The organism is Nocardia sp. bgisy134, assembly GCF_057708325.1.
This window is the reverse complement of sequence record NZ_JBYIRW010000005.1, coordinates 240,865-259,740: the sequence shown is the minus strand read 5'-3', so window position 1 is coordinate 259,740 and position 18,876 is coordinate 240,865. Positions and strand designations below refer to the sequence as shown.

Here is an 18,876-nt window from a genome sequence, read left to right as displayed (position 1 = left end):
GGCACATACCGAAAGGCCGGGTTCTCCGAGGAGGACCCGGCCTTTCGGCGTTTCGGTATCAGTCGGCGAACGCGGTGCGTCGCATGGCGGCGAGCGGGTCCGCGTAGAGCGCGCTGAGCGAGGTCACCACGGCGGCGAATTCCTGGACCTTGCCGCCGAATCCGCTGATGCGAATGTCGGTCGGCGGAAGGGTGGAACTCTGCCGGAAGGCCTCGGCGACGTGCGCGATGCCCGGCCGGTAGCCGGTGAAGGCCTGCCCGCCGAGGATGACGCGATCCGGGTTGAGCATGTCGCGCACCAGCGCGACGGTGCTGCCCAGCATGGCCGCCCGCTCCGCGAGCAGTTCGCGCGCCGGGACCGAACCGGCCGTGGCCGCCCGGTACAGATCCGCGATGGTGGAACCCGCGGTCCCGTTGTGCGCCGGGATGATTCCGCGACCGACCGCCCGCGCGTGCAGCGCACGGTCACCCACGGTGACCTCCAAGCAACCCCGCCTGCCGCAGGTGCATTCGACGTCGGAGCCGGTGGGCAGATGCGCGATCGAACCGGGGCCGTTGCTCGGGGTGTGCACGCGGCCGTCGAGAGTGACCGCGATGCCCGCGGTTTCACGCACATAGAAGTACAGGCTGCTGCCGCGCTGCTGCCCCTCGGGCGGTTCCGGGGTCGGCAGCAGCAGTTCGGAGCCCGCCATCGCCTCGACGTGCGGCGCCACCGAGACCGGCAGCTCGAGCACTTCGCCGAGCACGGCGCCGATCTGGGCGCCCTTCCATTCCAATTTGGGGTGATCGACCACGCCGGTCAGCGGGTCGACGCGACCACCGATCGCGACGCCTGCCCACAGCGGTTTTCGCCGATGCCAGCGCTGCAGAAAGGCTTTCGCGCTGCGCGCCACGGTCGTGGTCGCGAACTCCTGGCCGGTTTGCGGGGTGGCGATGGCAAGCCCACCGAGAATTCGGCCGCGCAGGTCGGCTACCACGATCTTGGTCGCGGCGGCGCCGATGTGAATGCCGAGGGTCAGGTAGGTGTCGTAGTCGACCTCGAACGGCACCCGGGGGCGGCCCACCGCGCCTGACGTGGTCAGGTCCGGCCGTTCCCGCAGGAGGCCGGCGGTGAGCAGGGACGACACCTGGCGGTTGACCGTCGCGATGCTCAAACCCGTTGTGCGCGCGGCATTGTCGCGAGAGACCGGCCCGCCGGTCGCGGCGCGTAGCACGGCGGCCGCCGGATTGTCGGAGATGCGGAGTTCCGGCGCCACGACGGGACGCTGGACGCGGACACGACCGGTAGCGACCCGCGAAGCGGATCGTTCCAGGGTAGGGATCGACATATGAAGAGTCCTTGCTGAAATCCCGTCGAACGGGACGTGCCTACACGAGCGGCGACGAGGCAGCGCGCGCCGAAAGGGCGGCTCAGCTGCAACGACGGGAGCAACACAGCTCCCGCGTCAGCGGCAGCCGCAGGCCGAGCGCGGCGGTCACGTAGGTGACCCGCAAGGCGGAGAGGCTGCTGATGGACATGAAGAAAAAGGTAACACCGAATTCACCGGCGCACCAAGCTTCCGCAAATCCCGGTGCTCGAGGACACACCGTTTCGCCTGGTCGGAGCCGGACACGACGAAGCCCCGCCCATGCGAAAGGCATCGGGCGGGGCCGTTTTTCACGGCAGTGACGACCGAGGAAGCGAGAACGGGCTACTTCGCCGGAGCGGGCGCGTTGAACGGCGCGTTGACCGTCGTGAAGTACTGAATGAGCGCCCCGATGGCGACCGGCGCCGTCACGAAGATCTGGCCCGCGATGGTGCCGAGCGCGCCGACCGCGGCCGCACCGGCGACGCAGCCGACAGCCGCGGCGGGCAGGAAGGGTCCGAACAGTCCGACGATGGTGCCGCCGACCGCGGCGCCGCCGAGGATGCCGCCGACCACGCAGCCGACCGCGGCGCCGCCGAGGCCGCCGACCAGCGTGCCGATCGTGGCGCCCATGCTGATGGTGCTGGTCAACCGGGTCCAGGCGGCGACCTCACGGTCGTACTCGGTCTTCCACGGCGCCTTGTCCTCGAACGGCAGCGCGACCGGCTTGTAGGCCGCGTGGTCGAGATCGAGCTGCGGCGTCAGCGTCGCGGTGCGATCCGAGATCTGCGCCGCGATCGGGAACTCGAACTCGTCGAGCCGGAACTTCAGCGGCGTGCCCGCGACCACGGTGCCGTCCGCGGCCTTGATCTTCAGGGCGCCGTCCTCGGCGACGAGCGAGCCCGCGTCGGTGCTGATGATCGCCGCAGTCTCGGTCTGGGTGGCGGTGTAGTTGATGACGTCCCCGGCGGGGGTCTCCGGACCGGCCACCGCGGTTCCCGCGGTGACGCCGGTCGCCATGGTCACGAGTGCCGCGACCACGGCGAGCTTCCTGATTTTCATGTACTGCTATCCCTCATCCGATGGAGCGTGTTCGAGGGAAAAGCATCGAGCACCGGCCCGTCTTGTACGAGAGAAAAAAGCAGCGAGATTCGAATGGGCAATCGGGGAGCGAATGCTATTTCGCCGTGGCGGCCTTCGCCTCGGCCTTCACCCTCTTCTTGAACGCACGCACCTCTAGCAGGGACTGAGCGTCGGTGATGTCGGCGGCCGAGCGTCGCGAGTCCTTCTCCGAATAGGCGCCCGCCGCCTTTTCCCAGCCTTTCGGGCGCACCCCGAGTTGCTTGCCGAGCAGGGCCAGGAAAATACGCGCCTTCTGGTCGCCGTAGCCCGGTAATGCCTTCAGCCTGCGCAGCACTTCCTTGCCGTCCGGATCGCCGCTCGTCCATATCGCCGCGGTGTCGCCGTCGTAGTGTTCGACGACGTAACGCGCCAATTCCTGGGTGCGCCGCGCCATGGACCGCCCGTAGCGGTGGATGGCGGGCGGCGTCGCGGCGAGCTCCTCGAACGCCTCGGGATCGGCTTCGGCGATCTTGCCGATGTCGAACCCGTCCATCCGGTCGGCGATCTTCTTCGGACCGCGGAAAGCGTGTTCGAGTGGGAACTGCTGATCCAGGAGCATGCCCGTCAACAGAGCGAACGGGTCCTCCGACAGGAGCTTGTCGGCCTCCGGTTCCTGCGCGAGACACAGTGTGACGGTCACCGTCGTTCCTTTCGGCTTGTCGGCGCGTTCGTCAGTCGATCATCTCACCCGCGTCCAGCTGTGCGGCACGCCACAGCCGCGCGTAGGCTCTGGCCATGCCTCAGACGACGGCAATACCTAGGGACGGACACGCGCCCATGGACACTTACTCATTGCGCCCGGATCGCTTCGACACGGCGGGCCAGGATCAATTGGTCGATGTGCGCGACCTGCAAGCCGCCCTACCCGGCATCCGGCGACTGCGCACCTGGGCGCACGAGGCGCTCGCACTGCAACCTGGCGAACACGCCGTCGACGTCGGATCGGGCACCGGTACGGAGGTCATCGCCTTCGCCGACGCGGTCGGCCCGACCGGCGAGGCGGTCGGCGTGGAACCCGACCCGCACCTGCTCGCCTCCGCGGAGCGCCGCGCGTCGCAGCTGGGCTCGCGCGCGAAGTTCCATTCCGGCGACGCCTACGGCATCCCGTTCGGCGCCGGTACCTTCGACGCGGCGCTCTGCGAGCGCGTCTTCCAGCATCTGACGGCGCCGGGCCGCGCGGCGAACGAGATCGCCAGGGTGCTGCGCCCCGGCGGCCGCGTCGTGGTGGTCGACGTCGACTGGGACACCGCGATCGTGCACCCCGGCGACCGGCAGGTGGTCCGCCAGGTGCTGGACACGCTGGTCTCGGCCACCACCAACCCGCTCTCCGGGCGCAGGCTGCCCGGCCTGCTCACCCAGGCAGGCCTGGTGATCGACGAGGTCGGCTCGCACGCGCTCGTGCAGGACCGCAGCGTGGGTCCCGGCTCGCTGGTCACCCGCATCTCGGCCATGGCGGTGGCGCGCGGCTCGATCACCGAGGCCCAGCGCGACCGGTTGCTCGCCGATCTCGAGCGCGGCGCCGACAGCGGCGACATTCATCTGTCGGTGACGATGTTCGCGGTGCTGGCGCACAAGCCGCACTGAGCCGAGCCCTTCGGGACTGAAAAGACGACGGCCCTCCGCACCGGTGTGCGGAGGGCCGTCGTTCTCTCTGCCGGTTACTTGCCGAGCAGCTTCTCGGTGGCCGCCAGCAGGACGCAGGTGGCCAGGCCGTCCATCGCCTTCTCCAGCTCCGGCAGCTTCGGGAAGCTGGGGGCGATGCGAATGTTCTTGTCCTCCGGATCGTTCCGGTACGGGAAGGCCGAACCCGCCGCGGTCAGCGCGATGCCCGCGTCCTTGGCCAGCGCGATCACCCGGGCCGCGGTGCCCTCGAGCACGTCGAGGCTGATGAAATAACCGCCCTTCGGCTCGGTCCACGAGGCGACCTTGGACGCGCCGAGCCGGTCCTCGAGAATCTTCAGCACCAGGGCGAACTTCGGCTCCAGGATCTCGCGGTGCTTCTGCATGTGTGCGCGCACACCCTCGGCGTCCCCGAAGAAACGCAGGTGGCGCAGCTGGTTGATCTTGTCGGGGCCGATGCTCTTCTTGGACGCGTGCGAGAGGTACCAGTCCAGGTTCGCGGTGGACGCGCCGAGGAAGCTGACGCCCGCGCCCGCGAAGGTGATCTTCGAGGTGGAGGCGAAGACGATGGGCCGGTTCGGGTTTCCGGCGGCCGCGGCCAGGCCGAGCACGTCGAACACCGGCGCGGCGATGTCGGTCAGCGGGTGCACAGCATAGGCGTTGTCCCAGAACAACCGGAAGTCCGGCGCCGCGGCGGGCATCGAAACCAGTTCCCGCACAACCTCTTCGGAGAAGACGACGCCGGTCGGGTTGGAGTAGTTCGGCACCGCCCACAGACCCTTGATCTGCGGGTCGGCGGCGAGCAGCTCGGCGATACGATGCGTGTCGGGACCGTCGTGGCGCATCGGGATCGGGATCATCTCGAAGCCGAGGGCCTCGGTGATCGCGAAGTGCCGGTCGTAACCCGGTGCGGGACAGAGGAATTTCAGCGTGGGCTCGGCGGCCCAGCGACGCTCGGAATCGTTGGTGCCGTACAGCATCGCGTAGGTGATGACGTCGTGCATCAGCTCGAGGCTCGCGTTGTTGCCCGCGAGCAGGTTCTCGACCGGGATGCCGAGCAGCTCACCGAAGATGGCGCGCAGCTCCGGGAGACCGTGCAGCCCACCGTAGTTACGGCAGTCGGTGCCGGTGCCGTCCCGGTAGTCGCCGTCGCCGGGCAGGGAGAGCAGTTCCGCCGACAGGTCTAGTTGTTCCGGCGAAGGTTTTCCCCTCGTCAGGTCCAGCGTGAGCTTCTCGGTCCGGAGCGTCGCGTAGTTCGCGGTCTGGGTCTCGTGTTCGGACACGAGCTCCTCATGGCTCATCAAACCGATCTGCGTTTGCCGGGGCATCCTGAGCAGCCTTTCGAAGCAGCGAAGGGGCGTGTGACGTCCGTACCGACGACCGTCGGTGGACCGTTGACCACGTTACCCGTGTGTTGCCCGGAATTGGAGGCGTACCTTTGCCTTCGCTCCGGCCCTTCGCGGTCCGATGACGGACTTCTCCGGCCGCGCCATTCCGCGACTTCGCTTGGGACCAACGGGGAGCGCCCGAACTTCGGCAGGGCCGGAAATATAGGGGACCCCGCGCACCCGGCAGAGCCCGTTGACCCTTGCTGCCTTCCGGCCCTGGGGGAGTTCACAGGATGCGCGCCGCGCGGGATCCGTCGGCCAGTGTAGCGGGTCATCCCCGCTCCGTCCGAATGGGCCCGTTCCCGCCCCTGCGCTACGACCTCCGAACCCCGTCCGACCAGGACAAACCACCTATTCACCGGGGCAATTTGGCGTCCGACCGGGGGCAACCGGTATGCTGCTCCACGGAGGATTCGCCTAGTGGCCTATGGCGCTCGCCTGGAACGCGGGTTGGGTTAACGCCCTCAGGGGTTCAAATCCCCTATCCTCCGCCACAACGGCCCAGGTCGAAGACGGTTCTCCGTTTCTCGACCTGGGCCGTTCGTCGTTCGCCAGTCGGCATCCCGACCCCACGATGCTTCGTCGGCGAGGCCACGGGTGACGTCACCAGGCGCACTGCGCATCCGACCGGAAAATGCCTCGTTCGGATAGTGCACGGCACCACCCGCAGCCTCTTCACTTTCCTGCGGATTCATCCCCGCACCGCCCCGAAAAATCCGGGCATGCAGCGGTTTTGACTGGGCGAGCGATGTTCCGGCCGGTAGCGTCCGTGCCGTTATGTCGATATATTCCAAGCTCACCGCAGTTATCGCAGCGGGTGTGGTCGCCTGTGTGCCCGTAGCGCTGCCCACGGCGGCGCAGGCGGATGACGCCGCGCAGTACGCGCCCACCATGCTGATCCTGGACGCCTCCGGTTCGATGCAACGGCCCGACCCAGCGGGCACCATGATGGACGCGGCCAAGCACGCCGTCCGCACATTCGTGGAGTCCGCGCCCGCCGCCGCGAAGGTGGGGCTGACCACCTACGGCACCGGCACCGGGAACACCGAAGCGGAGAAGGCGGCCGGTTGCCGCGATGTCCGGGTCCTTCGCCCGCCGGACACCATCGATAGATCGGCGCTGATCAGCGCGGTCGACGGCATCGAGCCGCGCGGGTGGACCCCGATGGGCGCCGCGCTGCGGGAGGCCGCACAGGCGCTGCCGAAGTCCGGACCGCGTTCGATCGTGCTGGTCTCCGATGGCGACGACACCTGTTCGCCGCCCGATCCGTGCGACGTCGCGCGAGAGCTGAAGCAGCAGGGCCTCGATCTCGTCGTGCACACCATCGGATTCGCGGTGGACGACAAGGCCCGCGCACAACTGCGGTGCATGGCCGAATCGACCGGGGGCACCTACAACGACGCCGTCGACGGAACCGCCCTGAAAGACATCCTGCCGCGCGTGAGCACCGCCGCGCTGCGCAACTATCGCGCGAGCGGAACACCGATCACAGGCGCGGGGAACTACGCGAGCGCGCCCGTGGCCGGAGCGGGCCACTACCTGGACACCATCGGGCAGGAAGAGACTCGCTACTACGCGGTCGACGTCCCCGCCGGCGCCACCGCGTACTTCACCGGCATCGTCTCCTTCCCGAGGGTGTCGGGCGTATCGGTGACCGACGACTTCAACACTCTCCAGTCGCGGGTCTACGGCCGCGACGGCGAGGACTGCCTGTCCTTCGAAACCGACCAGGCGACGAGGTCCAGCGACGGCGTCGCCCTCACCGTCACCCAGACCTGGGACGGCGCGACCAAGCAACGCACCGGCGGCGGCAGCGACAAGTGCAAGGGTGACGGCCGGTACTACTTCACGCTGACCTGGGACCGGGTTTCGGACGGCGTGCCGCCGCGGCTGCCGCTCGAGCTGATCATCGGCGTCGAACCGGGCGTCACCGATCCCGGCCCCGCGGGCGTCACGACCAAGACGACGCTCGTCGAATCGTCGGGTCCGGGCACTCCGGTGACCGGCGCCGGATCGTTCACCGAGGCGGTGACACTCGACGGCAGCGGCCGCTACGCCGATACGCTGCGGCCGGGCGAGTACGTCTTCTACCGGGTGCGGCTGGGTTGGGGCCAGGGCCTGGCCTACCGGGTGCACTTCGAGGACAACGGGGGACGGGGCGTGGACGTCATCTCGAACATCGCGACCACCCTGTACTCGCCACTCGCCGAGGAAATCGACTCCGACACAACGGCTTACACCGGACGAGCAGGCGTGCTGCCCACCAGTGGCCCGGCGATCGCCACCGCGCCGATCCGCTACGCCAATCGCGACGCCAACGATTCCGAGGTCCGTAAGCAGTCGGTCGCGGGCTGGTACTACATCGCGGTGAAACTGGGCTCGACCTTCACCGAAGGCGCCGCCACCCCGGTCCCCATGCGACTCGACCTCACCGTCGCAGGGAACCCCGAACCAGGCCCCGCCTACTCGGCCGGGACGACCGGAGGCATCTTCGGCGAGGACGCGGGCCCGAGCGGCAAACCGATCGTGCACTCCGCCGACAGCGCCGGCGAGGATTCGTCAGCGACGAAGTGGATTGCGCTCGCCGCGGTCGGCGTCGTCGGCGGCGCTGTCCTCGCCGCGATCATCGGCTTCGCACTCGCACGCCGCCGGAGCCGGTCCTCGCGCTGAATCTGGAACTGGACTCCGCTCGACACCGGGCCGGACTCCGAGCCGACACCGGAGCCTGAACACAACCGCGCGGGCGGGTCGGTACGAAATCTCGTACCGACCCGCCCGCGCGGAAGCTTTTCAGCGGTCGGCTTCATCCGAACTCACGGGAGGGGTCCGTCGACGGACCCCTCCCGCGCGGGCATCAGCCGTTCAGCCCCATGCCCTGGGCGAGTAGCGGCCAGGAGTCGTGCAGCGCCTCTTCCCAGTACGGCCAGTAGTGCGTGCCGACCGGGTTGAACTGGTAGGTCGCCGGGATGTTCAGCGAGTCCAGCTTGTTCTTCAGGTTGGCGGTGCAGCCGTTGACGGCCGCTTCGATGATCACACCGAGGCTGAGGTTGACCGCGCCCATCGGTCCGGGTGCGGTGCTCAGGTAGTACTGGACATCCTCCATCACCGGAATGCCGCTGCCGCTGGAGACGTAGAGCAGCGTGCCGCGCAGCTTCTCCGCGTTGAGGACCGGGTCGTTCGCGGCCCACAGCGGGCTGTCGGCCGGACCGTACATGTTCACGGTGTTGCCGCCCGCCCAGGTCTCGGTGGCCAGCTTGACGAACTGCTGCCCCATCGGGTCGGCGATCTGCGCGCACCCGCTGTAGGCGGCGACCGTCTTCCACAGGCCGGGCTTGGCCTCGGCCAGCTGCAACACCGACGTGCCTGACGTCGACAGACCGGCCAACGCGTTGAGGCCCGTCGAGTTCAGCGTCTGGTCCAGCAGCGGAGGCAGCTCCTCGGTGAAGAAGGTCGTCCACTTGTTCAGCCCGAGCACCGGGTCCCGCTGCTGCCAGTCGGTGTAGTAGCTGCCGCGACCGCCGATCGGCTGAATGACGTTGACCTGCTTGTCGGCCAGCCAATCCAGCGCGTGCGTGGCGGCCCGCCAGCTGGCGGTTCCTTCACCGGCGTCCAGGCCGTTGAGCATGTAGAGGTTCGGCGCGGGCGTCGACTCGTCGGCCGGACGCTGCACGTCGACCTTGATTTCGGTGTCCATCGCCGCGGAGTACACCTTCAGGTGCCAGGTGCGCCCCTCCTTGACGACGGACGTCACGGCCGAGGGCTTCTGCGGCTCCGCCGAAGCGGCGCCCCCGACCACTGCCACCGACAATGCGGCGGTCAGCGTGAGGGCCGCGGTCCGCAGAGCGGCCACGCTGCGTAGTGCGGAAAGCTTCATCGAACAGTCGGCTCCATTCCACGGGCCATCGTCGGCCACATTGTCGTCGAAGTAGTTTCCCCCAGCGACCGATCGTCCGCGACACGTGGTCGCGCCGTGATCCCGGCCCGCGACCGGGCCGATTCACACGGTATTCGACAGGGCATCGATCACTCTCTTACTGTATTCGGACAGGCGCGTGGGCCCATCTCCCCCGAACTAAGTCTTCCGCGGAGCCAAAACCGTTACTCGACAGCGTCATTCGGCGGCTTTTTCGGGCCGCAAGAGTCGCACGAAGCGCCCCGAGTGCGCGCTCATGCCCGGTCGCTGCCGAAATACTCTGTCCCGTGGCGGTATTCCGAGGTGCCTGGCGTCGCCTGGTGCTCGCTTGTATCGCGGCGATGCGCGCGGGCGCGTGTGGCGCGCCGACGTCGGATTCACCGGCGACGACACCGTGCTCCGCTGGTGAATCGGCCGCGGCGGTGTTCTCCACCGAACGGCGTCCGGGCTGGCCCACCATCCAGGTTCCGAAGCCGCCGAGCTGGGAACAGACGAAGCCGGACGGCCCGTCTCCGGCGGGCCGGTGTACCCGATCCGGGTGAGTGGCACTGCCCGCACGACGAGTGGAACTCCCGGAAATTCGGGTGCCCGCACACTGGTGGCAACCGATAGGGCGCGCCTAGGATCGAGGAAGTCGGGGAATGTCAACCAACCGACCGACCGATCGGCGAGTTGTCCAGGCCGCATGCCGGGCTCGCCGGAAGAGGCAGAGATGAACACCAACAAGATCCGTGAGGTGGGCAGGGCGCGCCTTCTCCTGGGGTTAGCGGTAGTGGGGGCCGCGATGACAGTTCCGATGGTGGCGGCGGCCCCCGCGACGGCCGCGCCCGCATCGTCGCCCGGCATCGTGCAGACCGATTTCCCGCCGTGCGAACGCGGTTTCATGTGCAATAGCGATCGCGACTACGACCGTTGCGAACGTGGTTACGACAACTGGTGGGGCGGCGGCTACGGCGGCTACGGCGGTGGTGGTGGTTACGGCGGCTACGGCGGTGGTGGCTACGGCGGCTACGGCGGCGGTGGCTACGGCTGGAGCGATCGCGGCTACGACCGGTGCGAGCGCGGCTGGGACCAGGGTTGGGGTGGCGGATTGAACAATATGTTCCCGTTCGGATTGTTCGGTAGCAGCTGACCGAGCCTGTCCCACGAAATGCCGTAGCAATCATCGAGCGATGTGAGCGCCCGCTCGAGTGATTCGGCGTGGGCGGATGTACCGAGCCCGCGCGGAGCCATCGAACGGCGACGTGCGGGCCCGGAGTTTTGTCGCAAGGTGTCAGCGCACCGGCTTCAGCGCGCGTTGCCCACCGGAGCGGGACTCCGGAAGCGGTTCGCGTGTTCGGCGGCCCACTCCGCGAAGGTCCTCGCCGGGCGGCCGAGCACACGGGGAACGGTGTCGTCGACGATTGCCGATTCCTCGGGCGGTTCCGCGTACCAGCCGATGACGTACTCGGCGTCGGCCTGGGAGACGCCGGTCGCCACGAGCCGTTCCACGGCCTGCGCATGGGAGATCCGGTCGAAGGCGATGTCGCGACCGACCGCTTCGGACAGGATCGCGAGCCGTTGGTGCAGCGTCAGCGGCTGCGGGCCGGTGAGGTTGTACGCGCGGCCCGCGTGGCCGTCTTCGATCAGGGCGGCGGCGGCCACCGCGCCGATGTCGGCCTCGTGCACCACGGCGCTCGGGTGGTCGTAGGGTTCACGCACCACGCCCTCGGCGCGGATCGAGTCGATCCAGGTCAGCGTGTTGGACATGAATTCCTGCGGCTCGAGCCGCGTCCACTCCACGCCGGAGTCGGCCACGGCCTGTTCGACCGGGCCGACACCGCCGCCCCAGACGACCGTGATGCGCCGGACGCCCGTGTCGACGGCCCGGCGGACCAGTTCTGGACCGACCTCGGCCAGTCCGGCCGTCACGGTGATGTGCAGGCGGGTGACGCCGTCGAGCGCCTCGGCCAAGGTCTCGGGTGCGGTGTGCGTGCCCGCCGCAAGTTCCACTCCGGGCGGGAGTTTCGCGGCGGCGGGATTCCGGGTGAGTGCCCGCACGCGCTCGCCTCGACGCATCAGTTCTGCCACGACGTGGCGACCGGTGTTGCCGGTCGCGCCTGTTACCAGTGTTGTCACGCTGTTTCCTTCCACCGCGCCGACGCTAAGAGCTCGAGTCGACTCGAGGTCAAGGCCCCGAATTCTGGTGGCCCACCCTCCGGGCCCCGGAACAGCGACGATGCCGACTTATGTGCGATGACTATGACAGAATCGGTCTCGGGCGGTGTTCGGACTGGAGGGAGCGATGACACCCGAATCGTCAGCCGGGCCGACAATCGACGCGACTGCCGCGCAGCCACCGCAGGCTGCGCCGCACGGAAGGCGTCGCCGTCGCGGAGTCGGTCAGCTGGAAGTGGCCGAACGCAGCGGGCGGTACACATTGATCGCCGCACTGTGCGCCGCGCTGGTCTCGAGTTTCGTCTCGGCGGGCGCGGCCGTGTACGTGAGCATCAACGAGGCGAACCGCGATCAAGGGCTCACCTTCTCGCAGGCACTGCGCACCGACCGGCACAAGGTCTACACCGAGTTCCTGACCGCCCTGACGAACTACGAGATGTCGTTGAGCATCCTCAGCGCGGCGATGTCGGGCAACGCTCCGAGAGACCTGGTCGGCGCCAAGATGGCCGACATTGCCACGCCGGGGAAGGAGTTCCTCAACGCGCTGAACGCGGTCTGGCTCGCAGGGAGCGGCGAGGTGTACTCGGTCGCAAGCCGATTCCTGGACCTGGCGAATGCCTACTTCCGAGATACCTGGGAGCCCTTCAACGCTCGATACGCCAACTTCGAGAACCTTCCCACCATCGACGCCGAGCAGTGGAGGCAGGATTCGCACAAGTTGAGCGACGGGCTCGTCCAGTTCATCAATCGAGCCGAGGAGCTCAAGGGAGAGTTCCTGGAGAAGGCCCGCGGCGACCTCGGGTGAACCAGCGGGCTTTCCGACATCCGCGCGCAATGTCGGCGAGGCCGACGGCGGGAACGCGACGCGGCTGCGATGATTCCGGGGTGACTCAGTGGCTCCCCCTCTTCAGTTCCCTGGTCGTCGCCTTCGTCGTACTGGTCGGCGTCCTCATCACCAACCGCACGAATCGCAGGGCGATCGACGCGGCCGACGAGCGCGGCAGCATCGCGCTGGAGGCCGCGCAGCGGAACGTGGAGGCGGTCAACGCGGCGGCCGACGAGCGGAGCAGGTCCGCACTGGAAGCCGCGCAACGCAATACCGAAGCCGCCGAACAGCGCGAGCACGAGAAGTGGCGGCGCGAATCGGTGCTGGCGGCCGTCACCACCCTGCTGGAGACCTCGGCCACCGTCCGGCAGCAGCTGTCCAGCCAGGATTTCACCTACCTCGGCGAGATCGACCGCTTCGGTCTCGATCTGCACGAAAGCATTGGGCAGTGCACAGGATCGGTCACCCGGCTGCGCATCCTGTCGAGCCCGCGCATCCCCAACCGCTGTGAAGATCTGCTGCGTACGCTCACGGCGGCCGCGAACATCACCGTCCAGAAGCTGACCCTCACCCTGGACGGGGACGCGACCGTGGACGACCTCGACGACATCAGGACGTTGTGGCACAAGGCCATTGCCAGCACCGTCGAACAGGAGCTCTCGGTCATCAAGGCCGCGCGAGCCGAACTCGGCTTGGAGCCCCTTACCGCACCGGAGCGCGTCCCCGCACCGTCCGTGGCATAGCCCGAGCGCGAAAAGGACTGGCGCAGAACCGCTATTGTCCGGCTGCTCCGACCAGATCGGGCTCGACGGGCTTGCGGCGGAACGAGATGTGCCGGTGGCCGAAGAAACTGGCGACAGCGACCAGCGCCATCACCCCGATCGCCGCGGGAATGCTCGGCAGATGCAGCAGCGAGACGGCCGCTTGGAGCAGCACCATGTTCATCAACAGGCCGCCGGAGTTCACCGCGACGAAGGCGAAGAAATCGCGCATGACACGCCCGCGCACCCGGAAGACCAGGGTGCGGTGCAGTACGAATGCGATGACGATGCTGATGCTGTACGCCGCGGGGGGCGCGAGCGCGGCCGAGACGCGGCCGTCGAAGATCGCCAGCCACATCACCGTCAGGGCGATGCCCAGTCCGGTGTTCACCATGCCGACCATGGCGAACGCGATCTCCTGCCGCCGCACGATGCGCAGCAGCGGCCCGGGATCCAGTTCGGCCTGGTCGACGGTGTTCATCGGACGGCCAGCTCGGCCTCGGCGGCGGCGTCCGCGGGCGCGAGCTCGGCGGGCTCGTCGTCCCTGCGGCCGCGGCGGTACAGCCAGTGCAAGACGCCGACGCCGAGCAGTCCGACCAGGGCGCTCGCGCCGCCGATCTTCCAGCCGGGCGGTTGCCAGGCGAGCTCCAGTTCGGCGTTCCTGGTGCCGGCCGGGATATCGACGGCGACAAAGGTTTTCGCGACGGCTTCGACCGGTATCTCGCGGCCGTCGAGGGTGACGCGATAGCCGGGCCAGTTCAGCCGCGCGAAGACCACGCGACCGCCCGTCTCCGAGCTGACCCGGACCCGGCTGGTGGTGTCCGATTCGGTGATGGACGCGGCGGTCACCCCGACGGCGGCGGCGACGCGGCCGTCGACGGTGGAGAGCAAGCCGTTCTCTCGCTCGAGCACGGCGACGTACTTCTCGTGGCCGGGGTAGTCGACCCACTTCCAGCCCTGCGGGGCGGGCTGGTTGCGCGCGTCCGGGTACAGGGCGGTGTGCAGCACGACCCGGTCCACCTTCATCAGGTCGACGATGGTCTTGCCGGTGGTCGGCTCGACGGCGAAAGCCCTGCGGAAGGCGTCGGGGCAGACGCTGGTGTCCCAGCGCATGCAGAGCATCTCGCCGAACTGGAGGTGGCCGTTCGGGGTGTATCCGCTGACGTAGGTCAGCTCGAGGTCCTTGGCGTAGTTGCCGAAGACGAGCGATCCGTACGCGCCGTCGAGGGTGCGTTCGCCGGGCGGGATGAGTGCGCGGTCGCCCAGTTGCAGCGTGGTGCCGGGGAACTCCGGGAAGGCGGCCTTCATCTCCGAGCGCTGCTCCGGCAGGTTCCAGCCGAGCGGCGTCGGCTGGGCCGCCCACACCTGGAGATAGGCGATCGGGGCGATCGATACCAACACCAGCGCGCACGCCGCAGCGATGCCGCGGCCTCGCGCCAGCCACACCGCCGCCGCGCCGAGCGCAGCCACCGCGAGGGCCGAGACCACGTGCCACACGGATTCCTGCGGGGCCGCCGACACCGAACGCAGCAACAGCAGGCCGATCAATCCCGCCGCGATCACTCCGCGCCGCCGCCAGTCGGCGAAGGTCGCGAAACGGCCGAGCAGCACGCCGAACAGCACCAGCAGGCCGAGCGCCACCATCGGCAGCACGCGGGCGGGCCAGCGCAGCGGGCCGATGGCGCCGGGGCCCGCGGTCCACATCAGCACGATCGCCGTGAACAGCGCGGGCGCGGTCAGTTCGCGCGCCGAATCCAGCGCCTTGCGCCAGTCGACGAACGCCAGCGCCGGGATCACGAACCAGGCGACGTACACCACCGGCATCGGCTGCACGTAGCCCCACCACGTGGTGAACGCGGGCAAGGTACTGGGCAGACTGGCGTTCAACGACTCCGACCACGGCACCGTCAGCAGCTGCTCGTTGTTGATCTGCGCGGTGCCGCGCCAGGTGACCTTGGCCGAGAGCATGCTCGGCAGGTACGTCGCGAGCCCCGCCAGCGCCGCGCAGCCCGAGACGACGAGCAACCGCAGCGACGGTTGCCACTTGCGCTGGTAGACGAGTTCGCCGACGGCCACCGCGGCGATCATGATCCCCGCCTCGACGGCAGGGAAGATGTACTGCACCGAGATGGCCAGGTACAGGAAGACGAAGGTCGGGATCGGCCCGGAGCGCCCGCGCGCGTAGCGAACACCCGACGCCCACGCGTGCGCCAGCCAGGCGGTGCCGGTGAACGCGGTCATCCAGCTGGCCTCGTCGAAGAACAGCAGCCAGCCGCTGAACGGGATGGCGACGCCCGCCACCGCCGCCCACGGCGCCCGCGATCCGTACGCGAGGCAGATCCGGTAGACGCCGAGCCCGAGCACGATCGCGAAGATCAGCTTGACCACGGTGGCGTACAGCGCGAGGTTGTCCACCGAGGGCGCGATCAGGTCGATCAGCAGCTGCGGCGGATTCAGCAGCCCCGCCTCTTCGATGGTGTAGTTACCTGCCATCCAGTGCTCGGGCACCAGGGTCGGAAGGTCACCGTCACGCAGCCGCCTGCCCATCATCACCCACAGCGGGGCGTACTGGGACTCGGTGTCGTCGGTGTAGAAATGCCGAACGTTGGCCAGTAGAACCGCGACATACCCCGCGACCACGCCGAGCGCGGTGATGATGCCCCACTTGTACACCTCGCGCGGAGCGAGAGTTCCACTGTCCACCACGAGTCCCAGACCCTACAGGCAACCGCCCGCGACCGAACGGAAGACGATGGGTGGCGGCGCCCGAGTGGGCCGATCACGCGGCCGGTTTCACCGTCATCTCGACGTGCATGCCCGCCGCGGTCACCATGTTGACGAGCGAGTCCAGACTGAACAAGTGCACCTTGCCGCGCATGAGATCGGAGACCCGGGGTTGGGTCACGCCCAGCCGCTCGGCCGCCGCCATCTGCGTCCAGCCCTTGGCGGTGATCCGTTCGGTCAGTTCGATCATCAGCCGCGACCGCAGCCGCATGTTCTCCGCCTCCTGTGGGGTGTCCTCGATCGCATCCCACACGCTGTCGAACGTCTCGTCCGCCATCAGCGCTGTCCCTTCTCGAACTCCGCCACGACGTGCCTGAGCCGCTTGGCCGCCAGATTCAGATCCGCTGCCGGGATTCGGCCTCACACAGGCAATATACAAATTTTTGTATGTCGGCGTAGCCCGTTCGATGGATTCGAGAAACCGCCACGCAGAACCCGCTGCCCTGCGCAGAGAGGAAATGGGGTGGGGTGAGTGGGGCGGGCCTAGACTCGAGCTCTGCACGTCTTCGGTGGTGAGCGAGGCGAGATGCGTACTCGGTTCGAGTTCGACCTGCATACCGTCGCGACTCCGGAGCAGGTGGTCGAGTTGTTCACCGATTTCTCCGCGGAGCGGCCGCGGCGGTGGCCCGCGCTGTCGGCGCGGCGGTATCGGGTGCTCGAGGTGGGTGAGCACACCGCGGACGTGGTGGAGGGGCAGGACTTTCCGAGGATCTCGGCGCGCTGGCGCTACGACTGGTCGACGCCGGGGACGGTGCGAATGCGCGTGGTCGACAGCGAGTACCTGGCGCCGGGCGGCTTCCACGAGCTGACGATCCGGCAGGCCGAGGACGGTGGCAGCGATGTGCACGGGGTGTGGGACAACACCGCGGTGCATCCGTCGACCCAGGCCACATTGGCGATGATGCGGCTGGCTGGGCGGCGGTTCTTCATCGGCTATTACACGCGGGTCTTCGATCGGCTCGCCGAGGAGAACGACTGATCAGCGGCTGCGCGGGGCCACCTGTCTCGGATTCGCGAAGCAGGCGGGTTTGTTCGAGCCGACGACATCGCGGTTCAGTGGTCGCCGCCCTCGCCGAGCGCCGCGCTCACCTCACGCAACGCAGCGCGGAGCAGATTCGCGTACTCGTCGACGTCGGGGACGACCGCGGCGTCGGCGTGGACGGACACCGTGACGGTGTCGCCGAGCCCGTGCACGCCGTGGGTGAGGTGCATGACCGCGCCGAGGGCGGGGAAGCCCCCGGTGCAGCGGACAGGTCCGCCACCGAAGGACAGATCGGCGGGGCCGCGGTCCACGCTGGAGACGACCGTGTGGCCCGCGATGGAATCGGGCACCGTGTCGATGGGATAGCGGTCGACGTCGCGGCGCAGGATCGGCGCGGGGGTGACGGCGGTGACGCGGTCCTGGGCGGACAACAGCGGATGCTGGGCGCGCAGGCGGCGGTCGGCGAGCGCGGCGGCGATCCGGTCGGCCCGCACTCGCAGATCCGGTTCGTCGACGAAGAGATCTATGCCGAGGCTCCGATAGTTGTTGTGCGACAACGTCTTATCGCTCTCCGGTAGCGCCATCGGCACTTGAGCACCGAGCTGATCCGCCGGTTCACCGTGCGCCGCAAGATATTCGGCGAGTGCCACGGAGACGGCGGTGAGCACAACGACGGTGATCGTCCGACCAGGAACGCGAAGCTCGTCCGCGGTGCATACGATCATCCGCGCACGATGGTCGATAACCCCCTCGGCCCCACCTTTGTTCACCATGCTCGGCGCGAACCCGGGACCCGGCGGCGGCACCTGTCCGACCTCCGTCAGCCGAGCCAGTTCCGTCTGCGCGCGATACGCGCCATACCCGCGCACCGCGGTGTTCACCATCCCGGCCGGTATCCGAACGGCGCCACGCACCGCGTCGAGAAAAGCCGAATCCCACAGCCGCGTGATCAGCTCGGCGCCCGCACCGAAGGCCGCAGGTATTCCGATCCATCGCACGCCGCTTCCGGCTCGGCCGATCGGCTCGTCCACCCTTCGGCAGCCCCCGAGTTCCGATTCCAGCCGATCGGCCTCGTGACCCACCCCGTCCGCCTGACCGCCCTTGCGTGCGGCCGCCTCGTCCGCCTGACCGGCCCTGCGTGCGGCCGCCTCGTCCGCCTGACCGCCCTTGCCTGCGGCCGCCTCGTCCGCCTGACCACCCCCGCGTGCGGCCGCCTCGTCCGCCTGACCGGCCCCGCCGGCAACCGCCACGTCCGCGCCCCGTCCCGCTGTTCCTCCATCGACGGCAGATGAACGACCCGCGCCCGCACCGAACAACTCCCGAGCGATAACCGCCGCCCGCTTCCCGTCGGCCAGCGCATGCGACATCTGCAACACCACCACGATGGCGAGCTCCTCGTCCGACCCCCGCATGGGCGCCCCCGCGACGCCGCGAAAGACGTGCAACCGCCACGGATGGACCCTGGCATCGACGCCGGTGGCGAGCAGGTCGCCAAGCGCCGTCTCCACCGCGGCCCAGTCCGGGCCGGGCAGCCGGTGTTCGACGAACTGATCGGCACTGAATTCGCCCGGCACCCAGGACGGGTAGGCGAGGTCGGCGGGCGCCTCGCGGAGCCGGACCCGCAAGTCGGGAATCCGGGCGCTGCGTGCCGCCACGGCGGCGCGTAGGGCGTCGGTCGGCACGCCCGCGTCGGCGAAACTGTAGACAAGGAACAGATCGTTGCGGGTGCGGGCCGACAGCCAGAACATGGTCGCGTCCTGCGGTGCCATCGAACTCACGCACCGACCCTATCGGGCGCTGCCGGACGAAGTCCGTCGATAACCGCGCATGGCCGGAGCGAATGCGGTACGCCTATAGGCGCCGCCGGGCGAAGTTCGTCGTTGGCCGCGTATGGCCGCAGCGAAGACGGGGGTACGCATATGGGCAGGAATCCACCGGCCTAGCAGCCAGTGGCGGGGGGCATTGATGATCTTGAATC

General features: G+C 68.6%; 16 protein-coding genes, 1 tRNA gene and 1 other RNA gene. 7 read left to right on the top strand and 11 right to left on the bottom strand.

Annotation, left to right across the window (positions count from 1 at the left end; genetic code table 11):
- Positions 1-58: 58 nt before the first annotated feature.
- The 3 genes from AC3ERS_RS12035 to AC3ERS_RS12025 all read right to left on the bottom strand — a co-directional run bounded on the left by AC3ERS_RS12035 (position 59) and on the right by AC3ERS_RS12025 (position 3,107).
- Positions 59-1,327 carry an ROK family transcriptional regulator gene (locus tag AC3ERS_RS12035; RefSeq protein ID WP_431966603.1) on the bottom strand — a complete coding sequence of 423 codons (1,269 nt, stop codon included), beginning with the start codon at positions 1,325-1,327 and terminating at the stop codon, positions 59-61.
- Between the two features lie 363 nt (positions 1,328-1,690).
- Complete coding sequence (locus AC3ERS_RS12030; RefSeq protein ID WP_431966601.1) at positions 1,691-2,407, bottom strand: DUF8020 domain-containing protein; 717 nt, start codon at positions 2,405-2,407, stop codon at positions 1,691-1,693.
- Between the two features lie 115 nt (positions 2,408-2,522).
- Positions 2,523-3,107, bottom strand: a complete 585-nt coding sequence (locus AC3ERS_RS12025; RefSeq protein ID WP_431966599.1) for an HhH-GPD-type base excision DNA repair protein — start codon at positions 3,105-3,107, stop codon at positions 2,523-2,525.
- A gap of 137 nt (positions 3,108-3,244) precedes the next feature.
- On the opposite strand from AC3ERS_RS12025, the gene AC3ERS_RS12020 reads away from it, so the two are divergent.
- Complete coding sequence (locus tag AC3ERS_RS12020; RefSeq protein WP_431966597.1) at positions 3,245-4,051, top strand: methyltransferase domain-containing protein; 807 nt, start codon at positions 3,245-3,247, stop codon at positions 4,049-4,051.
- A gap of 74 nt (positions 4,052-4,125) precedes the next feature.
- Here the strand turns inward: AC3ERS_RS12020 and AC3ERS_RS12015 are convergent, their stop codons facing one another.
- Both AC3ERS_RS12015 and ffs read right to left on the bottom strand, forming a co-directional pair.
- On the bottom strand, positions 4,126-5,415 hold the full coding sequence (locus AC3ERS_RS12015; protein ID WP_431966595.1) for an aspartate aminotransferase type Ic: 1,290 nt from the start codon (positions 5,413-5,415) through the stop codon (positions 4,126-4,128).
- Positions 5,416-5,636: 221 nt separating this feature from the next.
- Positions 5,637-5,731: signal recognition particle sRNA small type (gene ffs / locus AC3ERS_RS12010), an RNA gene on the bottom strand.
- Between the two features lie 150 nt (positions 5,732-5,881).
- Here ffs and AC3ERS_RS12005 point away from each other — a divergent pair.
- Together AC3ERS_RS12005 and AC3ERS_RS12000 are read left to right on the top strand one after the other, a co-directional pair.
- Positions 5,882-5,969: transfer RNA gene (locus AC3ERS_RS12005), tRNA-Ser, on the top strand.
- Positions 5,970-6,252: 283 nt separating this feature from the next.
- On the top strand, positions 6,253-8,145 hold the full coding sequence (locus AC3ERS_RS12000) for a vWA domain-containing protein (RefSeq protein ID WP_431966593.1): 1,893 nt from the start codon (positions 6,253-6,255) through the stop codon (positions 8,143-8,145).
- Between the two features lie 184 nt (positions 8,146-8,329).
- On the opposite strand, the gene AC3ERS_RS11995 is transcribed toward AC3ERS_RS12000, so the two are convergent.
- The gene (locus tag AC3ERS_RS11995; protein WP_431966591.1) at positions 8,330-9,349 is read right to left on the bottom strand and encodes an alpha/beta hydrolase; all 1,020 of its coding nucleotides are present in this window, start codon (positions 9,347-9,349) and stop codon (positions 8,330-8,332) included.
- A 751-nt stretch (positions 9,350-10,100) separates the two neighbouring features.
- On the opposite strand from AC3ERS_RS11995, the gene AC3ERS_RS11990 reads away from it, so the two are divergent.
- Positions 10,101-10,520: a hypothetical protein gene (locus AC3ERS_RS11990; RefSeq protein ID WP_431966589.1), complete on the top strand. Its 420-nt coding sequence runs from the start codon at positions 10,101-10,103 to the stop codon at positions 10,518-10,520.
- Between the two features lie 155 nt (positions 10,521-10,675).
- Here the strand turns inward: AC3ERS_RS11990 and AC3ERS_RS11985 are convergent, their stop codons facing one another.
- On the bottom strand, positions 10,676-11,506 hold the full coding sequence (locus AC3ERS_RS11985; protein ID WP_431966587.1) for an NmrA family NAD(P)-binding protein: 831 nt from the start codon (positions 11,504-11,506) through the stop codon (positions 10,676-10,678).
- A gap of 166 nt (positions 11,507-11,672) precedes the next feature.
- Here AC3ERS_RS11985 and AC3ERS_RS11980 point away from each other — a divergent pair, with 166 nt between their 5' ends.
- Positions 11,673-12,350 carry a hypothetical protein gene (locus AC3ERS_RS11980; protein WP_431966585.1) on the top strand — a complete coding sequence of 226 codons (678 nt, stop codon included), beginning with the start codon at positions 11,673-11,675 and terminating at the stop codon, positions 12,348-12,350.
- Positions 12,351-12,430: 80 nt separating this feature from the next.
- A complete protein-coding gene (locus AC3ERS_RS11975; protein WP_431966583.1) occupies positions 12,431-13,114 on the top strand; it encodes a hypothetical protein in 684 nt (227 codons plus the stop codon).
- A gap of 31 nt (positions 13,115-13,145) precedes the next feature.
- On the opposite strand, the gene AC3ERS_RS11970 is transcribed toward AC3ERS_RS11975, so the two are convergent.
- From AC3ERS_RS11970 to AC3ERS_RS11960, 3 genes are all read right to left on the bottom strand, one after another.
- Entirely contained in the window at positions 13,146-13,613 is a 468-nt protein-coding gene (locus AC3ERS_RS11970) for a GtrA family protein (RefSeq protein WP_431966581.1), read from the bottom strand.
- The gene (locus AC3ERS_RS11965; protein WP_431966795.1) at positions 13,610-15,835 is read right to left on the bottom strand and encodes a hypothetical protein; all 2,226 of its coding nucleotides are present in this window, start codon (positions 15,833-15,835) and stop codon (positions 13,610-13,612) included. Before AC3ERS_RS11965 ends, AC3ERS_RS11970 begins: the two co-directional genes overlap by 4 nt.
- Positions 15,836-15,911: 76 nt before the next feature.
- The gene (locus AC3ERS_RS11960) at positions 15,912-16,193 is read right to left on the bottom strand and encodes a helix-turn-helix domain-containing protein (RefSeq protein WP_431966579.1); all 282 of its coding nucleotides are present in this window, start codon (positions 16,191-16,193) and stop codon (positions 15,912-15,914) included.
- 249 nt (positions 16,194-16,442) lie between these two features.
- On the opposite strand from AC3ERS_RS11960, the gene AC3ERS_RS11955 reads away from it, so the two are divergent.
- The gene (locus AC3ERS_RS11955) at positions 16,443-16,895 is read left to right on the top strand and encodes a hypothetical protein (RefSeq protein ID WP_431966577.1); all 453 of its coding nucleotides are present in this window, start codon (positions 16,443-16,445) and stop codon (positions 16,893-16,895) included.
- Between the two features lie 74 nt (positions 16,896-16,969).
- Here AC3ERS_RS11955 and AC3ERS_RS11950 read toward each other — a convergent pair whose 3' ends face one another.
- A complete protein-coding gene (locus tag AC3ERS_RS11950) occupies positions 16,970-18,667 on the bottom strand; it encodes a wax ester/triacylglycerol synthase domain-containing protein (RefSeq protein ID WP_431966793.1) in 1,698 nt (565 codons plus the stop codon).
- Positions 18,668-18,876 lie beyond the last annotated feature (209 nt).